At 68.3% G+C, this 20700-nt stretch carries 18 protein-coding genes; 8 read left to right on the forward strand and 10 right to left on the reverse strand.

The features are described 5' to 3' along the window. Positions 1 to 40: 40 nt before the first annotated feature. A complete protein-coding gene (locus AC56LU_RS18150) occupies positions 41 to 2314 on the reverse strand; it encodes a S9 family peptidase (protein WP_497177009.1) in 2274 nt (757 codons plus the stop codon). Between the two features lie 102 nt (positions 2315 to 2416). Further along, positions 2417 to 3259 carry an AraC family transcriptional regulator gene (locus AC56LU_RS18155; protein ID WP_497177010.1) on the reverse strand — a complete coding sequence of 281 codons (843 nt, stop codon included), beginning with the start codon at positions 3257 to 3259 and terminating at the stop codon, positions 2417 to 2419. Positions 3260 to 3345: 86 nt separating this feature from the next. Between AC56LU_RS18155 and AC56LU_RS18160 the strand changes: the two genes are divergently transcribed. Further along, on the forward strand, positions 3346 to 4557 hold the full coding sequence (locus AC56LU_RS18160) for an MFS transporter (RefSeq protein WP_497177011.1): 1212 nt from the start codon (positions 3346 to 3348) through the stop codon (positions 4555 to 4557). A gap of 34 nt (positions 4558 to 4591) precedes the next feature. Here the strand turns inward: AC56LU_RS18160 and AC56LU_RS18165 are convergent, their stop codons facing one another. The 7 genes from AC56LU_RS18165 to AC56LU_RS18195 all read right to left on the reverse strand — a co-directional run bounded on the left by AC56LU_RS18165 (position 4592) and on the right by AC56LU_RS18195 (position 11344). Further along, entirely contained in the window at positions 4592 to 5032 is a 441-nt protein-coding gene (locus AC56LU_RS18165; RefSeq protein WP_497177012.1) for a hypothetical protein, read from the reverse strand. Between the two features lie 33 nt (positions 5033 to 5065). After that, positions 5066 to 5473 carry a hypothetical protein gene (locus tag AC56LU_RS18170; RefSeq protein ID WP_497177013.1) on the reverse strand — a complete coding sequence of 136 codons (408 nt, stop codon included), beginning with the start codon at positions 5471 to 5473 and terminating at the stop codon, positions 5066 to 5068. 124 nt (positions 5474 to 5597) lie between these two features. Further along, positions 5598 to 8054, reverse strand: coding sequence for a hybrid sensor histidine kinase/response regulator (locus AC56LU_RS18175; protein ID WP_497177014.1), 2457 nt, complete (start codon positions 8052 to 8054; stop codon positions 5598 to 5600). A gap of 21 nt (positions 8055 to 8075) precedes the next feature. Next, the gene (locus tag AC56LU_RS18180) at positions 8076 to 9050 is read right to left on the reverse strand and encodes an IS1595 family transposase (protein ID WP_497177015.1); all 975 of its coding nucleotides are present in this window, start codon (positions 9048 to 9050) and stop codon (positions 8076 to 8078) included. Between the two features lie 60 nt (positions 9051 to 9110). Beyond that, entirely contained in the window at positions 9111 to 9542 is a 432-nt protein-coding gene (locus AC56LU_RS18185) for a hypothetical protein (protein WP_497177016.1), read from the reverse strand. 80 nt (positions 9543 to 9622) lie between these two features. Next, positions 9623 to 10093, reverse strand: a complete 471-nt coding sequence (locus AC56LU_RS18190) for a MarR family winged helix-turn-helix transcriptional regulator (RefSeq protein WP_497177017.1) — start codon at positions 10091 to 10093, stop codon at positions 9623 to 9625. Between the two features lie 18 nt (positions 10094 to 10111). Further along, positions 10112 to 11344 (reverse strand): metal-dependent hydrolase, encoded by a 1233-nt coding sequence (locus tag AC56LU_RS18195; protein ID WP_497177018.1) that lies wholly within the window; start codon positions 11342 to 11344, stop codon positions 10112 to 10114. A 171-nt stretch (positions 11345 to 11515) separates the two neighbouring features. Here AC56LU_RS18195 and AC56LU_RS18200 point away from each other — a divergent pair, with 171 nt between their 5' ends. The 5 genes from AC56LU_RS18200 (at position 11516) to ccoS (ending at position 18053) form a co-directional block, all read left to right on the forward strand. Beyond that, positions 11516 to 13111 carry a methyl-accepting chemotaxis protein gene (locus tag AC56LU_RS18200; RefSeq protein WP_497177019.1) on the forward strand — a complete coding sequence of 532 codons (1596 nt, stop codon included), beginning with the start codon at positions 11516 to 11518 and terminating at the stop codon, positions 13109 to 13111. A gap of 97 nt (positions 13112 to 13208) precedes the next feature. Further along, positions 13209 to 14615: an oxygen-independent coproporphyrinogen III oxidase gene (hemN, locus tag AC56LU_RS18205; protein WP_497177020.1), complete on the forward strand. Its 1407-nt coding sequence runs from the start codon at positions 13209 to 13211 to the stop codon at positions 14613 to 14615. Then, positions 14612 to 15394, forward strand: coding sequence for a sulfite exporter TauE/SafE family protein (locus tag AC56LU_RS18210; RefSeq protein WP_497177021.1), 783 nt, complete (start codon positions 14612 to 14614; stop codon positions 15392 to 15394). Before hemN ends, AC56LU_RS18210 begins: the two co-directional genes overlap by 4 nt. Beyond that, positions 15391 to 17838 (forward strand): heavy metal translocating P-type ATPase, encoded by a 2448-nt coding sequence (locus tag AC56LU_RS18215; RefSeq protein ID WP_497177022.1) that lies wholly within the window; start codon positions 15391 to 15393, stop codon positions 17836 to 17838. The genes AC56LU_RS18210 and AC56LU_RS18215 overlap by 4 nt, the downstream gene beginning before the upstream one ends. A gap of 2 nt (positions 17839 to 17840) precedes the next feature. After that, a complete protein-coding gene (ccoS, locus tag AC56LU_RS18220) occupies positions 17841 to 18053 on the forward strand; it encodes a cbb3-type cytochrome oxidase assembly protein CcoS (RefSeq protein ID WP_497177023.1) in 213 nt (70 codons plus the stop codon). 36 nt (positions 18054 to 18089) lie between these two features. On the opposite strand, the gene AC56LU_RS18225 is transcribed toward ccoS, so the two are convergent. After that, positions 18090 to 18488, reverse strand: a complete 399-nt coding sequence (locus AC56LU_RS18225; RefSeq protein WP_497177024.1) for a TraR/DksA family transcriptional regulator — start codon at positions 18486 to 18488, stop codon at positions 18090 to 18092. A gap of 116 nt (positions 18489 to 18604) precedes the next feature. Between AC56LU_RS18225 and ccoN the strand changes: the two genes are divergently transcribed. Beyond that, complete coding sequence (gene ccoN / locus AC56LU_RS18230; protein ID WP_497177025.1) at positions 18605 to 20065, forward strand: cytochrome-c oxidase, cbb3-type subunit I; 1461 nt, start codon at positions 18605 to 18607, stop codon at positions 20063 to 20065. 16 nt (positions 20066 to 20081) lie between these two features. After that, positions 20082 to 20699 (forward strand): cytochrome-c oxidase, cbb3-type subunit II, encoded by a 618-nt coding sequence (ccoO, locus tag AC56LU_RS18235; RefSeq protein WP_497177026.1) that lies wholly within the window; start codon positions 20082 to 20084, stop codon positions 20697 to 20699. Position 20700 lies beyond the last annotated feature (1 nt).

Raw genomic sequence — 20700 nt, forward strand, 5'->3', positions numbered from 1 at the left:
TGCTGGATGACGGCTGCGTTCTGCCCTGGCAAGGTACAGGCTAGTCAGTGCGCTCACCGATGTGCCGCTGCAGGAAGGTCTCGACGCGTTTCCAGAAATCCACGCGCGTCTCGGCCAGGCTCCAGCCGTGCCCTTCCTTTTCGTAGACAGTCATGAACGCGACACGCTCGTAGCTCGGTGGGTCTCTGTATATGTCATACACCATGCGGTGCTTTTCATAGACCTGCCATTCGACATTCCTGTCGGTTTGCCTGACCGGGTCATACAACAAGCCGCCCTGGTAGACCGACACGCGCCGCTCGTCTCCACCAGCCATCAGGCCCCAGCCGTAGGCTTCCTTGTCGTAGACGACCCACTCGACATGCTTGTTCGTTTGCCTGACTGCGTCATAGAACTGAAGGCCATGGGAGACCGGCACGCGCCGGTCGTCCCCGCCATAGGCGAGTAGCAGCGGCTGGGTAATGTGCGCGGCTTGCTTCAGCGGAGAGGTCGCCGCGAACTGGGCGGCATCCCCGACGGGATCCCCCACCAGTGTCGGGAAGCCGTAGCGCTTGTATTCATCGGACAGGCCGCTGTCGCCATTCGCGTCTCCTTTGTGGTGAAGATCGATGTCGGCGATGCCGGCCCAGGCGATCCCGCATTGGTACAGTCCCGGATCGCGGACCAGGCCCATCAGGGCGGCATATCCACCGTAACCGCCGCCGCCAATGCAGATGCGTCGCGGATCGGCAATTCCCTCGGCAATGGCCCAGCGCGTCACATCGGCGATATCGTCCTGCATCGCCAGCCCCCACTGCTTCCAGCCGGCCCGGAAATGCGCCAGGCCAAAACCCGTGCTGCCACGGAATTCGGGTTCCAGCACGACGTAGCCACGCGACGCCAGGAACTGCCTCTCGCTGCTCCAGCCCCATTCGTGGCCGCGCATGTAGGGACCACCATGTACCAGCACGACCATCGGCAGCTTCTTGCCCCGGCCATGGCGCGGGACGCTGATCCATGTCGGGATCGGCAGTCCATCGCGTGCCTTGACGTGCTCCAGCGCCTGCTCTGCCATGTGAACCGGCGCGATGGCTGGTCGGCTTTCTCCGACCTTGGAAAGTTTCCCGGTCTCCCGGTCATAAAGCAGGAAGACAGGCGGCTGGCGATCCGACCAGGATTCGACCAGCACGAACGGAGTTTCGGAATGCCTCCCGACATTCAGGGAATTGACACGGCCTGGCAGCAGCTGGTCGACGGTCTGCTGCACTTGCTTCATGGCGGGGTCGAACCAGCTCGTACTTTCAGCATCAGCGGTGTAGCGGGCGCCAAGCAGCTTGGTGGCGGTGGTAATCAGTGTGCCGTGAAAGTCGTATTGGTCCAGGTCGACCAGCGGACGGTCGGCCAAGGTGCCAGTGACGAGGTCATAGGCGAACAGGGCCTCCTTGTCGCGGTTCTTGCGGCTGATTACATAAAGCTCGCCCTCGGGCGTGAAACCCAGCGGGGTGAACTTCAGCGTCGCGCCGCGAGCGGTGACGACCACCTTGTCGATCCTGTCGTCCGATGTGCCTGCCGGCGCCGGCGCCGGAGCCGGAGCCGGTGCAGCGCCAGTGTCGGCGTAGGCCATGGTCGGCCTGCTGCCCAGTTCGCGCCAGCTCCCGGTTGCGGGGTCGAGGTAATGCAGTACCTCCATGCGGTTCTCGAGCGTGGTCGCCAATGCCGGCTGGCCTTTCGCGTCCAGCCACCATCTCAGCGTGGCACCCGGCCCTTTCACCTCTTTGCTGAAGCCGGTCAAGGTATTGACCTTGACCAGGTCGACCCGGTCGCTGGAGATATCCGGCCTGAGGACGTAGACCCAATCCGAATCCTGCGCGCCCGCTTGCCCCAGCATCAGCGTATTCGCGGGCAGCCTGCTGCGCGCGGCGGTAGGAGACGGCGGGAGCTGGCCCGTGTAGGCCAGTTGGCGTTGCCCGCTGCCGTCAATGTTGACGGCGAACAGGCCTGGCGCCTTGCGCACATCGCCTTGCGCTGTGCGTTTGTCGCGCGAATTAAAGATCAGCCTGCCGTTATTGACCCATTCGAAGCGGCCGACGTCGGCGTCCGAAAATACGGCGACCACCTTCATGGAATTATCTTCCAGGTTGACGACGCCGAGCTGGTCGCGACCCTTGGCGTTGTTGACCAGCATGGCGAGCCGCTTCCCATCCGGCGAGAGTCTGGCACCGCCCACCTGCGGGCTGCCAAAGAAGGCGGAGGTCGCGATAGGCCGATCGCCGGCATAAGAAGCCGGTACGCTCAGCAGGGCAGCAGCCAGCAACAAAGCGTGACGAAGAGCCATGACCAGTTCAACCAAAAAAACCACGCACGGTGGGCGAAGCAAGAAGGAATGGTCGTCAGAATCGGACTTGTCCAACGTTAGCAGAAAACGCCATGTGAAAACTCACGAATTTCCACGGTTCGCGTCGTCCGCGCGACCGGGCGTTTGTCTGCGCCGCTGGCGGTCGTTTGCGAAAAACGCCGACGGCGTCGACCCGAAGGTCTTCCTGAACATCGCCGTGAACGCCGACTGGCTGGCGTACCCCAGTTGCTGCGCCACCTGCCACAGCGGCATGCCGCGCGCGATCAGCGAGGCGCCGTGGGCCAGGCGCACCTGCTGGCGCCACTGGCCGAAGCTCATGCCCAGCTCGCGCTCGAACAGGCGCGCCAGCGTGCGCTCGGAGGCGCCCACGGCGCTTGACCACTCGGCCAGGGTCTGGGTATCGCCGGGTGCGGCGACCAACGCTTCGCACAGGCCCTTGAGCCGCTTGTCGCGCGGCAGCGGCACGCGGATCGGGCGCGAAGACGCGCGCCCCAGCTCGTCGAGGATCAGTTCTCCCAGCAGGATGGCGCGTTCCGGTGCGCGCGGCTGCTCGCCGGTCTCGAGGGCCGCGATCAGTTCGCGCAGCAGGCTGCTCACCTCCACCACGCGGCAGTTCTCGCCCTGGAAGGGGTCGCGCGAAGCGTGGATGCGCAGGGGGCTCAGGCAGGAAGCTTCCAGTACCGTGACTTCGTGGACGACGTGCGGCCCGATCCAGATCGCGCGCTGGGGCGGGACGATCCAGCTGCTGTCTTCGGCGCTCACCCGCAGCAGGCCGTCGTGCGCATAGGTCAGCTGTCCCCACTCGTGGCTGTGGGCGCCGACCGACACGTCGGCGGGCAGGTCGCGTGCCGTCAGGCTGACGGGACGGCCGGCGGTCGGACCGGGGCCCGGACTGGGTGGCAGCGTTGGGCGATGTGCGTGCATGGCAGGTTCTCGATAAATCTTGACGCACTATCTTAAATCGGACGCCGGCACTTTGCTTACACTGGCTTTTTCGATGAGAGGTTCCGATGGAAGAACAGAACAACACCCTCAAGCAGGATGCCCGCGTGATCGGCCTGGTCGGCCTGGCGCACGGCACCTCACACTTCTACCACCTGATCCTGGCGGCACTGATCCCCTGGCTGAAACCCGCTTTCGGCCTGAGCTACACCGAGCTGGGTCTGCTGATGACCATGTTCTTCGTGGTCTCGGGCGTGGGGCAGGCGCTGGCCGGTTTCGTGGTCGACCGCGTCGGCGCCCGCGCCGTGCTGTTCTTCGGGATGAGCATGCTGGGCGTGTCCGCGCTGGTGCTGTCGCGCGCCGAGGGCTACGCCGGGCTCGTGGTGGGCGCGCTGCTGGCCGGTTCCGGCAATGCGATCTTCCACCCGGCCGACTACACGCTGCTGAACCAGCGCGTGTCGCGTGCGCGCCTGGCGCACGGCTTCTCGGTGCACGGCATCAGCGGCAATATCGGCTGGGCCGCGGCGCCGGTCTTCCTGGCTTCCATCGCCGCCAGCCAGGGATGGCGCGTCGCGCTGTTGTCGGCGGCGGCGATCCCGATGCTGGTGCTGGCGCTGCTGGTACTGAACCGCCACGTGCTGTACCCGGACCCGGTCGTGCGCCAGGGCGGCCAGGCCCAGGGCAACACGCTCGGCTTCCTCAAGTTGCGCGCGGTGTGGCTGTGCTTCGGCTTCTTCCTGCTGACGGCAGTGGCGCTGGGCGGCATCCAGAGTTTTGCGACGATCAGCCTGGAATCGCTGTACGGGATCTCGCACGCCCTGGCCACCAGCTCGTACACCGCCTACATGCTGGCTTCGGCGCTGGGAATGGTGGCCGGCGGCTTTCTCGGCACGCAGTCGACACATCACGACCGTACCGTGGCCCTGGCCTTCACGGCGGCAGCGCTGCTGGCGCTGGTGCTGGCGGCGGGCGCCGGTCCGTCCTGGATGGCCTTGCCGCTGATGGGCCTGATCGGCCTCTGCTCGGGCGTGGCCGGACCCTCGCGCGACCTGATGATCCGCGCGGCCGCGCCGCAGGGTGCGACCGGCCGCGTGTACGGCGTGGTGTATTCGGGACTCGATAGCGGGCTGGCGATCGGGCCGCTGCTGTTCGGCCTGGTGATGGATGCGGGGCGGCCGGGCTGGGTGTTCCTTGGGGTGGCCCTGTTCCAGGCACTGGCGATTGCCACGGCGGTGGGCGTGGGCGGCACGACCCGCGCGCGCCGGCTCAGCCCTGCTTGACCGGCCCGCGTCATGCCGCACCCGGAGCGAGGATCTATTCGACGGTCGCCTTCTCGGAGCGGCGGGCCCCGTCCGGCTGTGCGATCGGCTGCAGGACCGGCTGCGAATCCGGCTGCGAATCCGGCTGAGAATCCGGCTGAGAATCCGGCTGCAGCGCCGCCAGCAGCTCCCGGGCATCGCGCATGACCGACAGGATGGTCCGCACGCAGGCCAGGGTCGGCACCCCGCTGTGCGCGTCGGTGCCCTTGGCGTAGGCGCGCGCGATGCGCGTCGCCACCGGCGCGCCCTGCGGCACCTGCTCGCGGTACAGCCGGATCAGGGTGACCACGGTTTCGTGCAGCGTGTGCTGGGCGCCACGCGAGATGTTGCGTCCGTTGCCGGCCTCGCGTATCGAGTCGGCGACGATCTGTTCGAGCTGGCGTTCGGCTCTGCCGATCAGCATGCCGACCTGGCCGGGAGTGAAGGTGATACGCATGCGTCTACCTCATGGTCCGAGTTCGTAAAGAAGTCATGCCGCTTCCTTGGCGCAGGCCAGCCCGGGGGCCGCCGCGCGATTCGCGTCCCCCCTCGGCATGATCCGCGACGGCCGCACGCGCGGCGGCGGTGGCGGCGGCGCGAAGGGGCGGATCTGCGTCAGGGTGCCGCTGAAGGGCGCCACCGTATCGTCGATCTGGTGCATTCCACCCGCATGGCCCGTGCCGCCTGCCAGGAATTGGGCAATCGCGATTCTGACAAGCATACGGTTGGTGAGTTCAGACGACTGCCCGACTTTGCGGCTATGGTAGAGGAAGCTCGCGGTCACGCCGTCCGGTCCGGTGATCTCGACCTTCTTCGGGAGCGAGAAACCGTAGCGTCCGCTGGCCCAGAGTTTGACCAGGCAGTCGCCGCAGGTGGGGGTTGAGAAGCTGAAGTTCATGCATTAATCGTAATCCGACTCCAGCATCTGCACGATTCGAAATTGTTCCAAACCGTAACGAACGAAATATTTGTTTCCAATCGTTATGAATATTCTGCCGCGCGATCGGCCGCCTGGCCCTGCCTTAACCGGTAGGCCGCGGCGCCCGCTCGACGATCGCCAGCAGCGCCGACAGGTCGACCGGCTTGACGAAGTGGTGGTCGAAGCCCGCGGTGCGGGCGAGCACCCGGTCGTGGGCCTGGCCGTAGCCGGTGAGGGCGACCAGGGTCGCGGCGGGCGTGCCTGCGCCGCTTGCCTCGGCTTCACGCAAGCGACGCGCCAATGCATAACCGTCGATGTCGGGCAGGCCGATGTCCAGGATGAACAGGTCCGGCCACGTCGTCCCGGCCTGCGCCAGCGCCCCGTGCGAGTCGTACGCGGTGGCGACCAGGTGCCCGAGCGAGCGCAGCACCTCGGCCAGCGACTGCGCCGCATCCACGTTGTCGTCGACCACCAGGATGCGGCGGCCGGCGCCGGCGCGGACGCAAGCACCCGCCACCGCCGGCGCTTCGCCCGTGGCCGTGGCGGCGTCGCCGTCGACCACCGGCAGGGTGACGGTGAAGGTGCTGCCCCTGCCCAGTCCTTCGCTGTGCGCGGCGACCCGGCCCCCATGCAGCTGCACCAGGCTGTGCACCAGCGCCAGGCCCAGCCCGAGCCCGCCCTGCGAGCGGTCCGGCGTGCGCTCGGCCTGGGTGAACAGCCCGAACACGTGCGGCAGCATGGCGCGGTCGATGCCGATGCCGTTGTCGCGCACCGAGATGGTCACGCTTCCTGAGCCCGCATCCGTCTCGACCGACAGCGCGATGGTGCCGCCCTGGGCGGTGTACTTGGCCGCGTTGTTGAGCAGGTTGGCGATGACCTGCACCAGGCGGACGCGGTCGCCGTGCACCCAGCAGCGCCGCGACCCCATGTGCTGATCGAGTGCATGGCCGCGCGCCTCGATCAGCGGGCGCGCCTGCTCGACCGCGCTGGCGACGACCGCCTTGATGTCGACCCGTTCGCGTTCCAGTTCGACCAGGCCGCGCGTCACGCGCGAGACGTCCAGCAGGTCGTCCACCAGCGAGGTCATATGGCGCACCTGGCGGATGATGACTTCGCTCGACTGGCGCACCCGCTGCGGGTCGTGCACGGCCATCGACAGCAGCTGGGCGGCGTTGCTGATCGGCGCCAGCGGGTTGCGCAGCTCGTGCGCCAGCATCGCCAGGAACTCGTCCTTGCGCTGCGCCTGGGCGCGCAGCTCGTCCTCGCCGGCCTTCTTGTCGTGGATGTCGGTCAGGGTGCCCATCCAGCGCGTGGCCCGGCCGGCCGCGTCGCGCGACGGCCGGGCCCGGTTGAGCATCCAGCGATATTCGCCGGAACGGTGCAGCACGCGGTGTTCGATCTCGTAGGGCGCGCCGGTGGCCAGGCTGCGCTCCCAGGCCGCGAGCAGGGCGGGCAGGTCGTCGGGATGGATGATGCCGCCCCAGGGCTCCTCGCCGATGCGCGCGAGCGGCAGGCCGGTGAACTCGGTCCAGCGCGCGTTCAGGTAGTCGTTGGTGCCGCCGGCGTCGGCCGACCACACCAGTTGCGGGATGGCGTCGGCGATCAGGCGGAACCTGGCCTCGCTGTCCTGCATCGCGCGTTCCGCCTCGACCTGGGCGGTGATGTCCATGTTGGCGGCGACCGCGCCGAGCATGGCGCCGTCGCGGTCGCGGATGGCGGCGGCGCGCACCAGCAGCGTGCGGCGGATACCGGGCTCGCCGAAGGGTTCGATCTCGACCACGCCGGCGGCCTGGTCCTGCCCCTGCAGCACGCGCGAGATCGGCCATTCGTGCACCTCCAGCCGCTGCCCGGCGCGGGACGCTCCGGCCGGCCACCAGCCTTTCCATTCGTCGTACTGGTCGATGTTTTCGGACTGCGGATAGCTGCCCCAGATGTGTCGGTTGGCGGCATTCGCCCGCAGCAGGCGCCCCACCGTGTCGACATAGATGATGCCGACCGGCGCAGCCTCGAGCAGGACGTCGAGCCGGCGCGCGCTTTCGTCGGCGCGCAGCGAGGCGGCCAGCGCCAGCCGTTCGCTCTCCAGGCGCGCCGCCTCGGCGCGCTTGCGGTCGGTGATGTCGACCGCGATACCGGCGAAACGGCGCCCGCCGGTCCCGGGATTGGCGAACACCTTGCCGCGTGCATTGACCCACACATCCACCCCTGAGCGTTGCGGGATCCGGTATTCGACGTCGTACAGCGTCTCGGTGACGATGGCCCGGTCGATCGCCGCCAGCACGGCCGGGCGCTCGTCCGGGTGGATCATGTCGGTGAAGCGTACCAGCTCGGTGCCCTCGCGCGCGAGCGCGGCGTCGACCTGGAACAGGCGCGCGAAGCGTTCGTCCACGTAGGTAGCGGCGGTCTCGAGGTCGTAGGACCAGGTACCGATGTTGCCGGAGGCTTCGAGCGACAACGCCAGGTGTTCTTCCGCTTCCTTGTGTTGCGCCAGCGCGCGCACCTTGTCGCTGACTTCGACGACCGTGCACAGCACGCCGTGGACGACGCCGTCGTCATCGCGCACCGGGCTATAGGAAAGGCGCTGTCACCGTTTCGTATTGATGACTCCGATTGCGATGCGCAGCAATTGCTCAACAGTAGTAACTCGTTCGCAATCAAGTGCCCGATGCCAGCCCAGGTAATTCGGCAAGTAGCGCGAGGCCACGCCATGAAACCGGAGCAGCCAATGGCGCAAGCGCTGGTGGTAGGCATTGACGCTCTGCACATGGATTGCGCCGGCAGCGCCGTGACGTACCCGCTGCCCTGCCCGCAGGTTGACCGCCTGGTGAGCGATGCCATGTTTGCGTGAAAATGCGCGGTAAGCCGCATTCGAATCGCTGACCAGGAGCACGTGATCATCCAACCTGGGCAACAGATGGCGCTCCAGTTGCGCCATGTTGAGAGCGCCGCGGCCGACCAGTGCACCGATCGTCTGCCCGCTGCGGTCGCGTGCCACCAGGATGCAGTCGAGTCCGTTCGAGATGCCGCGTTTTCTTGCCCTGCCGCCCCGTTTGCGCGGCGCCCGGTCCAGCTTGCGTGAGCCCTTTTGCGATTCCAGGATGAACATCTCGTCGGCCTCGACAATGCCGTGCAGGCGCTGCGGCAGGTCGTGCTTGACCCGGTCGAGGAAACGGTGGCGCCAGCGAAAGGCGGTGTTGCGGTGAACGCCGGTGTCAACGGCGGCGGTGCGCACCGGCTTCGATTCGCGCAGCGCACTGAGATAATCGAGCCATTTCTCGCGCAGGCGCAGCCGCGCCAGCGGTGTGCCGCTCAGATCGTTGAAGGTGCGCCCGCAGTCACGGCAGCGGAAGCGCTGCAGGTTATTGGCCTGGCCATGGCGGTAATGGCGGGTGCTGGCGCAACGGGGGCAGCGGCGCGTCGGTGCCCGGATCTGTCCGATGAGCGCGATTACCTGGTCGAGACCGGCGGCCGGATGCAGGGCGGCCAGTGTTTGCAGGCGCTGCGGCTGGTTGAGCGCAGGCAGTCGTGCGAACCATTTCTTGAAACTGGGTGCTTTCACGGCCGGCTCCCGTCAATGCAGTCGGGTGTTCGACCGCTAAGGAGCTCAACAGTTCAATCCTCATCCACAGCCAAAGGTGACAGCGCCATAGGAAAAGGTGAACCAGGCCTGCTCGGGGTAACCATGGCGTTCCAGCGTGGCGGGGTGGTTCTCGAAGAAGAAGGACTCGCCTTCCAGCACCCGGCGGGCGTAGGGGCCGAATACGTCCCATGCCTCGGACCAGACCCCGGGCAGCGGCCGCCCGAGCGCATCGGCCGACTTGTTGCCGAGCAGGGGCAGATAGGCGTCGTTGTGGAACAGGTCGAGCCGCGGGCCCCAGGCGAGGAAAGTCGGGAAGGCCGAGCCCAGCACGATGCCGAGCGTGGTGCGCAGCACAGCCGGCCAGGCCGCGATCGGTCCGAGCGGGTGCGCGCTCCAGTCGAAGGCGTGAATGCGGGCGCCGCTGGCGCCACCGTTCGACAGGAAGGCGAGCATGGGATCGGTAGGGGTCACGGCGGTCGGCCCGGCAGTCCGGGCGGGGCGAAACCGCCGATTTTACCGAAGAACGGGGTGTGGCTGCGCCCGCCTTGTAATCAGCCGGCGTCGGCCGGCGGCGAATCGCCGGCCTCATGCAGTCCGCTGTCGACCACCGCCCGCATGGTCGCCAGCAGCTGTGCCCCGCGCTCGGCGCCGAACTGCTGGTCGAACCGGGCCTGCGCGCGCCGCCAGGCCGGCAGGATGGCCTCGACCTTGTCGCGCCCCAGGTCGGTCAGCGCGACGAGACGTTCGCGGCGGTCCTGCTCGCTGGCGCGGACCTGCACCAGCTGCTCGCGCACCAGCGGCTGCAGGTTGCGCGCCAGTGTGGTGCGGTCCATCACCATGCTGTGCGCCAGTTGGCTCACGGTGGCGGCGCCCGGCCGGAGCCGGGATAGGATCGCGAACTGCGTCACGCGCAGGCCGGAGCCGGACAGCACCTGGTCGTAGAACGAGGTGACGTAGCGCGACGCCTGGCGCAGCGAGGAGCAGTAGCAGGCGGTGTCAAGGAGAGGCGATTCGGGATTCATGCCGCGAGTATAGCTTTGCTAGCGTTGCGGCGCTTCCCGTCCGAGCAGGTCGGCGCGCGGATAGCCCCAGTCCGCCAGCGGCGCGGGGCAGGGCTGCGCGGCACGGGCGGCGTAGGGCAGCGTCGAAAAGTTCGGCTGGCTTGGTGCGCCGAAGCGGATGTCGGTTGCCGTCCCGCCGGCCAGCGAAGGCACGCGCGCGAAGCGCAGCCAGGCATCGAAGTGGCAGTTGCTGCGCTGTAGGGCGCGGAATTCGGCCACGCTGCGGGTCTCGCGGTATTTCCATGCCAGCGCGGTGTCTGCGCCTGCCCCGGCGCCCGGCACCCCGCCGAAGCGCGCCGGACAGGCCGACACCGGCGTCAGCCCGGGCGCCAGGCTGAGCACGCCGGCACGCACGGCATAACTGCCGGCCGCCGGCTCCTCGCTCACGGTGGCAAAGGACCAGCACAAGGGATTGGCCGGGAATGAGGACAAGGGGATGTCGAGCACGCGGCTGCCCGGGGCTGCCTGCTGGAGCGCGGCCTGGATCCGGCCGCGTGCGAGCTGGCCGGCCACGGCCTGGATGCCGACGAAGCCGGCGCAGGCGAGCAGGGCCGCCAGCAGTCCGGTGCGCGCGCCGAGCAGGCGGCTGGCGGTCCCCACCAGCAGCGCCACCGCCCCCAGGCCCGCGAGCGAACCCCATTGCAGGAAGCCCAGCCAGGTGAACAGGACCGGCATCGCCGTGAAGAAGGCCAGCCCGAACCAGCGCAGGGCGGCGCGCCGCGCCGGCAGGGCCAGCGCGACGCCGAGGGCGGTCCAGAACACCGGCTCGACGATGAACACCAGGTCGCCATACAGCCAGCGCGAATCGAAGGGGTGGAAGGGGTGCACGCCGTACACGTTCAGTCCGTCGAAGGACAGGTGCAGCACCATGCCGAGCAGGGCGGTCGTGATGATGGCGCGGCGCGCCCCGCGGTCCTCCCGCAGCAGCCGGCGCGCGGCCGGCCACAGCAGCCAGGTCAGGGCCAGCAGCAGGGCCACCTGCGGCAGTGCGTAGAGCAGGGTATGGGTGTGGCCGCGGTGGTGGATCAGGTAGCCCAGCGGCGCCGGCAGCAGCGGGGTGAGCACCAGGTCGAGGTCGGGGAAATTACTCGACAGTAGGCCGGTGAGCAGCAGCGCGCTGCGGCGGGTCCGGCCGTGGGCGGCATCGCGCGGGGAGGGCAGGGCGCGCTCGACCAGTTCTCCCAGTACCAGGCCGACCAGCGAATGCGTCATGTTATCCATTCCGTGAGCTTACACCAGCGACAACATTTGAAGAAAATCAAGATATTTGTTTGCTCCGGGCCCTGCAGTCGGGGCGGAATTTGATGCAGATCAAAAATTTTGCGGGCGTGCCTGCTTAGAATCGTCCGCTGAATTTTGCCTTCAGGCAACTAGGAGAGTGTCGTGCGCAGCAACCTGCCGGTAACCGGTATCGAATACCTGATGAAAGAGGGCCAGTCCATCGTCTCGAAGACGGACACCAAGGGCCGCATCATCTACATCAACCCCAGCTTCATCGAAGTGAGCGGCTTCAGCGAGGATGAATTGCTCGGCAAGGCGCACAACATCGTGCGCCACCCGGACATGCCGCCGGAAGCCTTTGCCGACCTGTGGCAGACCCTGCAGGCGGGAGAACCCTGGACCGGGATGGTCAAGAACCGTCGCAAGAACGGCGACTTCTACTGGGTGCTCGCCAACGTGGTGCCGGTGATGGAAGGCGGCCGCGTGACCGGCTACATGTCGGTGCGCACGGCGCCGGCCCGCGCGCAGGTAGAAGCCGCCGATGCGCTGTACCGCAGCTTCCGGGCCGGCGAGGCGAAGGGCCTGGCGATCCGCCGCGGCGTCCCGGTTCGCCTCGGCTGGCGCGCCCGCCTCGCCGGTTTGCGCACGCTGCCGCTGTCGCGCCGCCTCGGCATCATGATGGCCAGCCAGTCGCTGCTGATCGCCGGGCTGGGACTGGCCGCCGACGGCCCCGTGTGGAAGTTGCTGGCCGGCGCCGGCGTGGTCGGAACACTGGCGGCCTGGGCCGAGCTGCAGCGCAGCATCGCCGCGCCACTGCGCGAAGCCACCGCCGCGGTCTACGCGCTGGCCGGCGGCGACCTCGCCCATCCTTGCGCGGCCGGCAATGGCGGCCGCGACGACGAGATCGGCCGCCTGCAGCGGGCGCTGCGCCAGCTCAACGTCAACCTGAAAGCCATCGTCGGCGACGTCCGCAGCAACGTGGCGTCGATCGAGCACGCGACCCGCGAGATCGCCGCCGGCAACGGCGACCTGGCCAACCGCACCGAAGCCCAGGCGGCCAGCCTCGAGCAGACCGCCAGCAGCCTGGCGCAGATCGCCGCGGCGGCCGGCCACAACACCGACAGCGCCGTGCGCGCCGACGGGCTGGTGGTGGCGGCGTCGAGCGTCGCCGGACGCGGCGGCGACGCGGTCGGTCGCGTGGGCGACACCATGGGCCATATCAGCGCCTCGGCCACCCGCATCGTGGACATCATCGGCCTGATCGACGGGATCGCCTTCCAGACCAATATCCTGGCGCTGAACGCGGCGGTCGAGGCGGCCCGGGCCGGCGAACAGGGCCGCGGCTTCGCCGTGGTGGCCGGCGAGGTGCGCAGCCTGGCGCAACGCTCGGCCGCCGCCGCCAAGGAGATCAAGGCCCTGATCGACGCCTCGGTGCGGCAGGTCGGCGAAGGCAATGTGCTGGTCGGCGACGCCGGCCAGACCATGCGCGAAGTGGTGGCGCGGGTGGCGGAAGCGGCCGCCATCATGCACGGCATCAGCGGCGCCAGCCTCGAGCAGCGCGCCGCCATCGACCAGGTGAACGCGGCCATGGCCCAGCTCGACCAGATCACCCGCCAGAACGCGGTCCTGGTCGAGGAATCGGCCAGGGCCTCGGCCAGCGTGGCCGTCGATGCGGGGCAGCTGGTGCAGGCGCTGTCGGTGTTCCAGTTCGGCGATCGACATCCGGCACGCGCCGCGAGCAGACTCATCCGTATTTGATGCAAGTCAAGGATTTGGAAGACGCTGATCAATAAACTGCCTGCTATTCGAGCCGATGTGCAGTTTCGCAAACCGGCCGCAGCAGGAGTAGATTGACATGCAAGCAACAGCGTTCCCCGCCGGCGTCGATTTCGACGCCGGCCTGATCCAGCGTCTCGGCAAGAACGGCCCCCGCTACACCTCGTACCCGACCGCCGACCGCTTCGGCGACGAGTTCGGCTACCGCGACTACCTGCACGCCGTGGCCGGCCTGCGCACCCGCGGCAGCGCCCGGCCGCTGTCGCTCTACCTGCACATCCCGTTCTGCGACACGGTCTGCTACTACTGCGCCTGCAACAAGATCGTCACCAGGAACCGCGACAAGGCCGCTACCTACCTGGCCTACCTGAAGCGCGAGATCAGCATGCAGGGCGCCCTGTTCGCCGGCATCAACGAGGTCGAGCAGCTGCACTTCGGCGGCGGCACCCCGACCTACCTGCTTGATGCCCAGATGGACGAGCTGATGACCCACCTGCGCCGCAGCTTCCGCTTCGCGCCCGACGCGACGGGAGAGTATTCGATCGAGGTCGACCCGCGCACGGTGTCCGCCGATCGGGTGCACACCCTGCGCCGCCAGGGCTTCAACCGCATCAGCCTGGGCGTGCAGGACTTCGACCCGGAGGTGCAGCGCGCCGTCAACCGCGTCCAGCCCGAGGCCGGGACGCGCGCCATCATCGACGCCGCGCGTGCCGCCGGTTTCCGCTCGGTGAGCATCGACCTGATCTACGGACTGCCGAAGCAGACCCTGGACAGCATGCGCCAGACCATCGACAAGGTGGTCGCCGCCAGCCCGGACCGCATCGCCGTCTACCACTACGCCCACATGCCGGCGCTGTTCAAGCCGCAGCGCCGCATCGTGGAAGCCGACATGCCGTCCAGCGACATCAAGCTGCAGATGCTCCAGCTGTGCATCGAGCGCCTGTGCGCGGCCGGCTACGTATATATCGGCATGGACCATTTCGCCAAGCCGGAAGACGACCTCGCCGTGGCCCAGCGCCAGGGGCGCCTGCACCGCAACTTCCAGGGCTACTCGACCCACGCCGACACCGACCTGGTGGCCTGCGGCGTCTCGGCCATCGGCGCGGTGGGCGCGACCTACAGCCAGAACGTCAAGACCCTCGAGGAATACTACGAGCTGCTCGACCAGAACGAGCTGCCGGTGGCGCGGGGAATCCGCCTCGGGATGGACGACGCACTGCGCCGCAGCCTGATCCAGAAGCTGATGTGCCAGTTCGAAGTGTCGATCGCGGCGCTGGAGCAGGCCTTTCCGATCGTGTTCGACAAGTACTTCGCACCCGAGCTGGTGCAGCTGCGCCAGATGGAAGCGGACGGCCTGGTCAGCCTCGGCCCGGACTGGCTGACCGTGACCATGAAGGGGCGTCTCCTGATCCGTAACGTGTGCATGGTATTCGACCGCTACCTCGCCGCCCGTCACGACGCGCCGCGCCACTCCCGGACCGTATGAGCCTTCTCGTGAGCCTGCCCGTGAGCGTCCCGGCATTCCTGGTCGGCCTGGCCGGCAGCGTCCACTGCGCCGGCATGTGCGGCGGCATCGTCGGCGCGCTGTCGATGGCACGCGCTCCGCGCGCTGCGCCGGCCTTCCCGGTGCCGGTGCGCACGGTCGGTGCCGATCGGTGCGCACCGGCGGCGGCCTATGTCGCCACCTACAACGCGGGCCGCATCGCCAGCTACATGCTTGCCGGCGCGCTGGCCGGCGGGCTGGCCGGCGGTGCCGCACGGCTGGCCGCACTGCCTTCGCTGCAGGCCGCCGCCTACGTCGCGGCGAACCTGATGCTGGTCGCGCTCGGACTGTACCTGATGGACGCCTGGCGCGGCCTGGCCCTGCTGGAGCAGGGCGGGCAGGCGCTGTGGCGCCGCATTTCCCCGCTGTTGCGCCAGATTCGCCCGGACCAGACGCCCGCGCGCATGTTCGCCGCCGGCGCGCTGTGGGGCTGGCTGCCCTGCGGCATGGTGTACAGCATGCTCGTTACCGCCATGCTGAGCGGCTCCGCGCTCGGCGGCGCCGGCGTGATGCTGTCCTTCGGCCTCGGCACGCTGCCGATGCTGGCCGCGCTCGGACTGGCCGGCGTGCGCCTGCGCACGCTGTTCCGGCTGCCCCGGTTGCGCCTGGCCTGCGGCCTGCTGGTGATCGGCTTCGGCTTGCTCGGCCTGTGGCGCGCCGCCGGCGGGGTGCCGCACCACTGGATCGAGGTGCTGTGCATCGCCCCGGGAGCCGACGCGTGAGCGCGGTACTGGCCGGGATCGTGCCACCGGCCGCTGTAGCGCCGACCATGGCCGCAGGCGCGGCAGCCAGCGGCAACTGCTTCCACTGCGGCTCGCCGGTCCTGGCAGGCAGCCGCTGGCAGGCCACGGTCGACGGCGCGTCGCGCAGCATGTGCTGCCCGGGCTGCGCCGCCGCGGCCGAGGCGATCGTCGCCGGCGGCTTCGCCGACTACTACAGCGCGCGCACCGAGTACGCCGCCTCCGCCACGACCCAGCCGGACGAACCCGAGCTGGTGCTGTTCGACCAGCAGGGCATGGATGGCGAAGGCAGCTTCTCGATCGAAGGGGTGCGCTGCGGCGCCTGCGTCTGGCTGGTCGAGCGCCGCCTGGGACAACTTCCCGGCGTGAGCGAGATTGCGCTGAACGTCGCCACCGGGCGCGTGTTCGTGCGCTGGGACCCGGACCAGTGCCGTCCGAGCGCGATCGTACGCGCCTTGCGCGCCATCGGTTATTTCGCCGCCCCTTACGACGCACAGCGCCATGCGCAGCGGCTCGAGCAGGCGCGCCGCCGCCTGTTCCGCCAGCTGTTCGTGGCCGGCCTGTCGATGATGCAGGTCATGATGTACGCGGTGCCGGTGTACCTGGCCGACGAAGGCAGCATGGACGCCGACATGCGGGCCTTGATGGCCTGGGCCTCGTTCGCGCTGACCTTGCCGGCCGTGTTCTACTCGGCGCTGCCCTTCTTTGCGGGCGCGTGGGGCGACCTGAAGCGCGGGGTGCCGGGGATGGACGTGCCGGTGGCGCTGGGCATCGCGGCCGCCTTCGCTGGCAGTTGCGCCACGCTCGTATCCGGCAGGGGCGAGGTCTACTTCGACTCGATCACCATGTTCGTGTTCCTGCTGCTGGGCAGCCGCTACCTGGAACTGGGCGCGCGCCGCCGCGCCACCCAGGCGCTGGACGCCCTGCGCGGCGGCGTGCCGGCTTCCAGCCTGCGCCTGCGCGGCGATCCGGCCGGGCGCGATACCGAGCTGGTGCCGGCGTCGACGCTGGCGGTGGGCGAGCTGGTGCTGGTGCCGCCGGGCCGCGCGGTGCCGGCGGACGGCGTCGTGGTCGAGGGTTCCTCGGAGCTGGATTTTTCCCTGTTGACGGGCGAGAGCCGCAGCCGTCCCATGGGGCCGGGCGACAGCCTGCCTGGCGGCGCGGTCAATGCCGGCCAGGCGATCGTGGTGCGCGTCACCGCGGCGGCGCGCGACAGCACCGTGGCAATGCTGGTCAAGCTGGTCGAGCGCGCCGGGCAGGGCAAGCCGGCCATCGCGCTGTGGGCGGATCGGGTCGCCGCCTGGTTCGTGCTCGCCCTGCTGGCGCTCACCGTGGTGGTCTACCTGGCCTGGAGCACGGTCGACCCGGAGCGCGCCTGGCACGCCGCGGTGGCGGTGCTGGTGGTGTCCTGCCCGTGCGCGCTGTCGCTGGCGACGCCGACCGCACTGGCGGCCGCGACCGACCGCCTGCTGCGCCGCGGCGTGCTGGCGGTCGCCCCGCATACGCTGGAAACCTTCGAGCGCGCCACCCACGTCGTGTTCGACAAGACCGGCACCGTGACCCTGGGGCGTCCCGTACTGCGCCAGGTGCTGCCGGTGGGCGCCCTCGACGGCGACCTGTGCCTGCGCATCGGGGCCGCGCTGCAGGCCGATAACTCGCATCCGGTCGGCATCGCGATCCGCGCCGCCATGCCCGGGCACGGCTTGAGTGCGCGCCAGCTGCGCGCCGAGATCGGGCGCGGCTTCGAAGGCACGATCGACGGCGTGGTGTACCGGATCGGCACCGCCGAATACGTCCAGGGGCTGGCCGGCGGCATGGTGCGTGCCGCAGCGCCGACCGGCACCAGCAGCGCCTGGCTGGCCTGTGAGGGCCAGTGGCTGGCGCGCTTCGACCTGTCGGACGGCCTGCGCGAGGAAGCGGTCGAGGTGGTGCAACGCTTCCAGCGGAGCGGCAAGACGGTGATCCTGCTCAGCGGCGACGACCAGGCAGCCACCAATGCGGTGGCGCGCCAGCTCGGCGTGACCGGCGCCTTCGGCGGCCGCCTGCCGGCCGAGAAGCTCGCCTTCGTGCGCGAACTGCAGCGCGAGGGCGCGGTGGTGGCGATGGTCGGCGACGGCAGCAACGACGCGGCGGTGCTGCGCGGCGCCGATGTCTCGTTTGCGATGGGGCGGGGCGTCGAACTGGCCCAGGTGCATGCGGACGGCGTGCTGCTGGGCGACAGCCTGCTGCCGCTGGCCGCCGCCGCCGACACCGCGCGCCGCACCCTGGCCATCATCCGCCAGAACCTGATCTGGGCCTCGCTCTACAACCTGGTGGCGATTCCGGCCGCGGCGACCGGCATGCTCAGTCCGTGGGCGTCGGGGATCGGCATGGCCGCCAGCTCGGCGATCGTGGTGCTCAATGCGCTGCGGCTGCGGAGGGATTGACGGTGGAAGCGCTGTATCTCCTGGTCCCCCTCAGCGTGATGCTCGTCGCGCTGGCGGTGTGGATCTTCTTCGGGGCGGCGGAGAGCGGGCAGTTCGAGGATCTCGAAGGGCCGGCGATGCGGATACTGGTGGATGATGACCGCGTGGATGATCCAGGCGGTCGCGCTATCCACGCTCGCGTCGAACGCGTGGGCGGCGCAACAGGAGACGGCTGAACCCAGCTTTCAGGTGGAGCCGCCCACCCTGCGTGCCTACATCGACGGGCCGCGCCCGCTGTGCCGGTCTTTCTCGAGTTGTTCCTGGCACCCGATGCACAGGCGCACCGTTGGCGTGGCCAGCAGGCGCGCCTCGGGAATGTCGCTTCCGCAGGATTCGCAGATGCCGGCGCCGCCCGCTTCGAGCTTGCCGATGGCGACGTCGATCTCGTGCAGCAGGCTTGACTCGTGATCGGCCAGGTGCTGTTCGTTGTGGCTGAGCATTTCGGATTGCGGCGCATCGTCGGACTGGCCCTGGTAGGCCAGCGGGCTGATGCTCGGTGCTTCGTCGTCGGGCGAATCGGTGCGCGAACGCACCGTCTCGAGCAGGTCTTCGCGCGCCTGGTGCAGGCTGGCCCGCAGCTGTTCCGACACGGATTGCGATAGAGGCGGCATGGCGTTTTCCCTTTGCTCATCTGTTGCTGAACAATTTGATTCACATCAAGGATTTTTGCACTGCAAAAAACGACACTCCTGACTGTCATTCATCAAGGTATTTTCAGGAGAGCATCTTGGACAGCAGTCTAAACTATAACTACAAGATCGTGCGCCAGTTTGCCATCGCGACCGTCGTGTGGGGCGTGATCGGCATGGCCGCCGGCGTCTTCATCGCGGCCCAGCTGGCCTGGCCCGCGCTCAATTTCGACATCGCGTGGCTGAGCTACGGACGCCTGCGCCCGCTGCACACCAATGCCGTCATCTTCGCCTTCGGCATCTGCGGCCTGTTCGCCACCTCGTACTACGTGGTGCAGCGCACCTGCCAGGTCCGCCTGTTCAGCGACCGGCTGGCGAGCTTCACCTTCTGGGGCTGGCAGGCGGTGCTGGTGTCGGCGGCGATCTCGCTGCCGATGGGCTTCACCCGCGGCAAGGAATACGCCGAGCTCGAGTGGCCGATCGCAATCCTGATCACCATCGTCTGGGTGGCCTATGCGGTGGTCTTCTTCGGCACCATCGTCAAGCGCCGCGTCCAGCACATCTATGTGGCGAACTGGTTCTTCGGCGCCTACATCCTGGCAGTCGCGGTGCTCCACGTCGTCAACGGCGCGGTGGTGCCGGTATCCGCGATGAAGTCGTATTCCGTGTATGCCGGCGTGCAGGACGCCATGATCCAGTGGTGGTACGGGCATAACGCGGTCGGCTTCATCCTGACCGCCGGCTACCTCGGCATGGTCTACTACTTCATCCCGAAGCAGGCCGAGCGCCCGGTGTACTCGTACCGCCTGTCGATCGTGCACTTCTGGGCCCTGATCTTCACCTACATGTGGGCTGGCCCTCACCACCTGCACTACACCGCGCTGCCCGACTGGACCCAGTCGATCGGCATGGTGTTCTCCCTGATCCTGCTGGCGCCATCGTGGGGCGGCATGATCAACGGGATGATGACCCTGGCCGGCGCCTGGCACAAGCTGCGCTCGGACCCGATCCTGAAGTTCCTGATCGTCTCGCTCTCGTTCTACGGCATGGCCACCTTCGAGGGCCCGATGATGTCGATCAAGACCATCAATTCGCTGTCGCACTACACCGACTGGACCGTCGCCCACGTCCACGCAGGCGCACTTGGCTGGGTCGGCTTCATCACCATGGGCTCGATCTATTACCTTATCCCGCGCCTGGCCGGCAAGAAGCAGATGTGGAGCGTAGCGCTGGTCGACACCCACTTTTGGGTGGCAACCATCGGCATCGTGCTGTACATCGCCTCGATGTGGATCGCCGGCGTGATGCAGGGCCTGATGTGGCGCGCGGTCAACCCCGACGGCACGCTGACCTATACCTTCGCGGAGAGCGTCAAGGCGACTTACCCCTATTACGTGATCCGCTTCACGGGCGGCTTCCTGTACCTGTCGGGCATGGCGATCATGGCCTTCAATACCTGGAAGACGCTGGGCGGTACCGCCAGCGTCGATGCCAGGATCCCGACCGGCCCGGCGCAGGCGCACCCCGCGGCTGCCGCCCTCGAACCGGCGCACGCCTGAACCACCGGAGCACAGAATGAAGAAATTTTCGCATGAATGGATCGAGAAGAACCCCTGGCTCCTGATTGGCCTGGTGCTGCTCGTGATTTCCTTCGGCGGCCTGGTCGAGATCGTGCCGCTGTTCTTCCAGAAGTCCACCACCGAGCCGGTGGCGGGATTGAGGCCCTACTCGCCGCTGCGCCTGGCGGGCCGCGACGTCTACATCCGCGAAGGCTGCTACAACTGCCACTCGCAGATGATTCGCCCGTTCCGTGCCGAGACCGAACGCTACGGACACTATTCGGTGGCCGGCGAATTCGTCTACGACCACCCGTTCCAGTGGGGCTCGAAGCGCACCGGCCCCGACCTGGCGCGCGTGGGCGGCCGCTACAGCGACGAATGGCACCGCACCCACCTCGACAACCCGCGCGACCTGGTGCCGGAATCGAACATGCCGGGCTACCCATGGCTGGCGAAGGCCAGGCTGGACCCGAGCGAGATCATCCCCAAGATGCGCGCGATGCGCCGCATCGGCGTGCCGTACAGCGAGGCCGAGATCCAGGCCGCACCCGCCGAGGTGGCCGGCAAGACCGAGCAGGACGCGCTGGTCGCCTACCTGCAGGGTCTGGGCACGCAGATCAAGACAAGGAACTGAA

It is taken from the genome of Telluria sp. PB2R4 (assembly GCF_059685695.1).

Coding starts and splice junctions, on each gene's coding strand:
- AC56LU_RS18210 (WP_497177021.1), top strand. CDS start 14,612: ATGAGCCTTCTCGTGAGCCTGCCCGTGAGCGTCCCGGCATTCCTGGTC.
- AC56LU_RS18150 (WP_497177009.1), bottom strand. CDS start 2,314: ATGGCTCTTCGTCACGCTTTGTTGCTGGCTGCTGCCCTGCTGAGCGTA.
- AC56LU_RS18170 (WP_497177013.1), bottom strand. CDS start 5,473: ATGAACTTCAGCTTCTCAACCCCCACCTGCGGCGACTGCCTGGTCAAA.
- AC56LU_RS18165 (WP_497177012.1), bottom strand. CDS start 5,032: ATGCGTATCACCTTCACTCCCGGCCAGGTCGGCATGCTGATCGGCAGA.
- AC56LU_RS18225 (WP_497177024.1), bottom strand. CDS start 18,488: ATGCCGCCTCTATCGCAATCCGTGTCGGAACAGCTGCGGGCCAGCCTG.
- hemN (WP_497177020.1), top strand. CDS start 13,209: ATGCAAGCAACAGCGTTCCCCGCCGGCGTCGATTTCGACGCCGGCCTG.
- AC56LU_RS18155 (WP_497177010.1), bottom strand. CDS start 3,259: ATGCACGCACATCGCCCAACGCTGCCACCCAGTCCGGGCCCCGGTCCG.
- AC56LU_RS18190 (WP_497177017.1), bottom strand. CDS start 10,093: ATGAATCCCGAATCGCCTCTCCTTGACACCGCCTGCTACTGCTCCTCG.
- ccoO (WP_497177026.1), top strand. CDS start 20,082: ATGAAGAAATTTTCGCATGAATGGATCGAGAAGAACCCCTGGCTCCTG.
- AC56LU_RS18195 (WP_497177018.1), bottom strand. CDS start 11,344: ATGACGCATTCGCTGGTCGGCCTGGTACTGGGAGAACTGGTCGAGCGC.
- AC56LU_RS18160 (WP_497177011.1), top strand. CDS start 3,346: ATGGAAGAACAGAACAACACCCTCAAGCAGGATGCCCGCGTGATCGGC.